Here is a 3,536-nt window from a genome sequence, read left to right on the forward strand (position 1 = left end):
TTCGTACTCACCCTTCCGGGCTTTCCTCCGGGCTTTTCCCTTCGGTCTTGCGTTTCCGACTCTATCAGATCTTTCCGATCCGATTTCCCCGGTGCCTTCCGGCCCCTTTTGCTTTCGCTCCGGGCCCTTCCGGCGGTTCCGACTTTATCAGATTCATTTCGGCCGACCTAATCGGTGGCTTTCGTGATTCGGATAAGAATCGAAGTGACTCCGTGGAATCGAAATTCCCGACCGGAGTGATTCAGACTTTACTTGGTTGCTGCCGAGCTGTCCAGCTCCAGGCAACTGTTCAAATCTACCTCCCCGCAATCGCCGTGTCAACAGCTTTTGCGGGCACCGGTGGAGACTAGCAGCTCAGCAGGGCCGTACGCACATCAGGCCGCGATGGGGGGCGCGGCGCTGCGGTCGGGCTCCTCCAAGTCGCCCCGGTCGCCGGCGCGGGAGGCGCGGCCGCCGAGGACGTAGACGTACGCGAGGAATGCCAGTTCGGCGGCGATGCCGATGGTGATGCGGGCCCAGGTCGGCAGGCCGGAGGGGGTGACGAAGCCTTCGATCAGGCCCGAGACGAAGAGGACCAGAGCCAGGCCGATGGCCATGCCGACGGCCGCGCGGCCCCGTTCCGCGAGGGCCGCGCGACGCGTGGTGGGGCCCGGTTCGATGACGGTCCAGCCGAGGCGGAGGCCCGTACCGGCTGCCACGAAGACGGCGGTCAGTTCGAGCAGGCCGTGCGGAAGGATCAGACCCAGAAACACGTCGAGGCGGCCGGCGGAGGACATCAGGCCGATGCCGACGCCGAGGTTCAGCATGTTCAGGAAGAGGATCCAGAGGACCGGGATCCCCAGGAAGGCGCCCAGGACCAGGCACATGGCGGCGGCCTGGGCGTTGTTCGTCCAGACCTGGGCGGCGAAGGAGGCCGCCGGGTGGCTGGAGTAGTAGGTCTCGTACTGCCCGCCGGGGCGGGTCATCTCGCGGAGTTCGGCGGGGGCTCCGATCGAGGCCTGGACCTCCGGGTGCGTTCCGATCCACCAGCCGATGAGGACCGCGAGCAGGGTGGAGAGGACGGCCGTGGGGATCCACCAGTGGCGGGAGCGGTGGACGGCCGCCGGGAAGCCGGCCGTGAAGAAGCGGGCCGCGTCGCGCCACGAGGAGCGGCGGGTGCCGGTCACCGTGGCGCGGGCGCGGGCCACGAGCTGGGTGAGCCGGGCCGTGAGCAGGGGGTCCGGGGCGCTGGACTGCACGATCGAGAGGTGGGTGGCCGCGCGCTGGTACAGGGCGACGAGTTCGTCCGCCTCCGCGCCCGTGAGCTTCCCGCCCCGGCGCAGGAGGTGGTCGAGGCGTTCCCACTCCGCGCGGTGGGCGGTGACGTAGACGTCGAGGTCCATGATCGGCTGCTGCTCCAGGACTGGCTTCGGGCGGGTCCGTACTACTGCGGCGCGCTGGGGGTCAGCTTGGCAGACTGGCGTTCGGAGGGGTCGGGAAGGACGGAGAAGGGTGGGTGCCGTGAGTGGTGTGGTGACGGGCGACGCCGTCGTACTGGGACTGCAGCCCGCGCGGCTGCCGAGCCGGGCGCTCGCGGTGCTCGTCGATCTGGCCGTGGTGTGGGCCGCGTACCTGCTGGTCATGATCGGGCTCGCGGTCGCCACGGCCTCGTTGGACGAGGCGGCGGTGACGGCCGTGTCCATCGCGGCCTTCCTGCTGGTCCTGGTGGGGGCGCCGATCGCGGTGGAGACGCTGTCCCACGGGCGGTCGCTCGGGAAGATGGCCTGCGGGCTGCGGGTCGTACGGGACGACGGCGGGCCGATCCGGTTCCGGCACGCGCTGGTGCGGGGGGCCATGGGGGTCGTGGAGATCCTGATGACCCTCGGTGTCGTCGCCTGCGTCGCGTCGCTGGTGTCCGAGCGCGGGCGGCGGCTCGGGGACGTGTTCGCGGGGACGCTGGTCGTACGGGAGCGGATGCCCGCGGCGCGGGTCCGGCCCGTGCCCCCGCCACCGCCGTGGCTGGTGGGCCGGTTCGCCGGGCTCGACCTCTCGGCGGTTCCGGAGGCCCTGTGGCTGGAGGTGCGGCAGTACCTCACGCGGGCGCGTGAACTGGATCCGGCCGTGGGACGGCAGCTCGCCGAGCGTCTGGCCGGCGAGCTGGTGGCCCGGACGGGGACGCCGCCGCCCGCGGGAGTGCCGGCGGAGGCGTATCTGGCGGGTGTGGTGGCCGAGCGGCAGGCGCGGGACGCGCGGCGGGCGTTCGCGGAGACCGGATCCGGACACGGAGCCGGACGCGGGGCCGGGGCCGGGCCTGGAGTTGTGGCGGGGGCGGGGACCGGTACGGGGGCCGGGGGCGGGTTCGGGGGCGGTGGGGCCTTCGGCGTTCCGGCTGCGGCCGTTCCGCCGGTGGCTGTTGCTCCGGTGTCCGTTCCTCCGGTCGCTCCTCCTGCGAGTGCTCCCCCGGCCACCGGGTCCTCCCGGGAGGACGCGCCGCCCGCCACCGGGTTCGCCCCGCCCGCCTGACGTCCGGTTCGGCGGCCCCTTGGGTCAGAGGAAGGACGAGGGCGGGGTGTCGAGGTCTTCGAGTTCGATGCCGGGGGCCGCGAGGACCACGTCCCCGGCGATGTGGACGGTGTGGCGCTCGCCCGTGTCCAGGGTGCTGACCTGGTACTCGTCCACCGTCAGGGGGCCGTTGTCAGTGGGGTGCGCTTCACTTCTCAGCAGGGCCCAGGACTGGTCGACCGTGAGGGGGGCGAGCACCGGGTCCGTGAGGGCGACGAGCCTGACACGGGTCTCGGGGGAATCGGGGGTGAGACGCAGGAGTCGCGTGAGGGCGACGAGGAAGGCCGGGGAGCCGCCGGTGAAGGTGTGGGCGCGCACATTGCCTTCGGTGGCCTCGGCTCCGGTGGGGTCCGTGCGGACCCAGGTGACGCCGTCGAGGGCCGCGCCGCGGACCTGCCAGCCGGCGGCGTGCAGTTCGAGGCGGATGGGGCGGCCCAGTTCGTCGACGGCCAGGTCGACGGAGCCCCGGTGATCACCGGAGGGGGTGGTGGTCTGGGCGACGTAGCGCCAGCCGGAGGGGCCCGGCGCGCAGTGGAAGTGTTCTTCGCCGAGGGGGGTGTGATCGTGCGGGTCATGGAGCGAATAGCGGCCGCGGGGCATGGGTCCTCGGGTGACTTCCAGGAGCGGTAGCAGGGGGCGGGACGAGGCAGGCCCCCCGACACGGGGGTGCGGGGGGCCTGCCTCGATCCTCTGCGGACGTCTTCCGCGGATCTTCAGCCGCGGAGTCCGTCAGTAGCGGTAGTGGTCCGCCTTGTACGGGCCCTCGACCTCGACGCCGATGTAGGCGGCCTGCTCCGGACGCAGGGTCGTGAGCTTCACGCCGAGCGCGTCCAGGTGGAGGCGGGCGACCTTCTCGTCCAGGTGCTTCGGCAGGACGTAGACGTCGGTCGGGTACTCCTGCGGCTTGGTGAAGAGCTCGATCTGGGCCAGGGTCTGGTCCGCGAAGGAGTTCGACATCACGAAGGAGGGGTGACCGGTCGCGTTGCCCAGGTTCA

General features: G+C 71.6%; 4 protein-coding genes. 1 reads left to right on the forward strand and 3 read right to left on the reverse strand.

The window, feature by feature from the left end; all coding sequences use genetic code 11:
• Positions 1–374: 374 nt before the first annotated feature.
• Complete coding sequence (locus AB0398_RS34190) at positions 375–1,382, reverse strand: stage II sporulation protein M (protein WP_366379566.1); 1,008 nt, start codon at positions 1,380–1,382, stop codon at positions 375–377.
• A gap of 118 nt (positions 1,383–1,500) precedes the next feature.
• Between AB0398_RS34190 and AB0398_RS34195 the strand changes: the two genes are divergently transcribed.
• Positions 1,501–2,502: an RDD family protein gene (locus AB0398_RS34195; RefSeq protein ID WP_366379567.1), complete on the forward strand. Its 1,002-nt coding sequence runs from the start codon at positions 1,501–1,503 to the stop codon at positions 2,500–2,502.
• Positions 2,503–2,526: 24 nt separating this feature from the next.
• Here the strand turns inward: AB0398_RS34195 and AB0398_RS34200 are convergent, their stop codons facing one another.
• Both AB0398_RS34200 and AB0398_RS34205 read right to left on the reverse strand, forming a co-directional pair.
• On the reverse strand, positions 2,527–3,141 hold the full coding sequence (locus AB0398_RS34200) for a hypothetical protein (protein ID WP_366379568.1): 615 nt from the start codon (positions 3,139–3,141) through the stop codon (positions 2,527–2,529).
• 129 nt (positions 3,142–3,270) lie between these two features.
• Positions 3,271–3,536 (reverse strand): adenosylhomocysteinase (locus AB0398_RS34205; protein WP_366379569.1); only part of this gene is annotated, 266 nt, incomplete at its 5' end.

It is taken from the genome of Streptomyces sp. NPDC086147 (assembly GCF_040702165.1).
Taxonomy (GTDB): domain Bacteria; phylum Actinomycetota; class Actinomycetes; order Streptomycetales; family Streptomycetaceae; genus Streptomyces.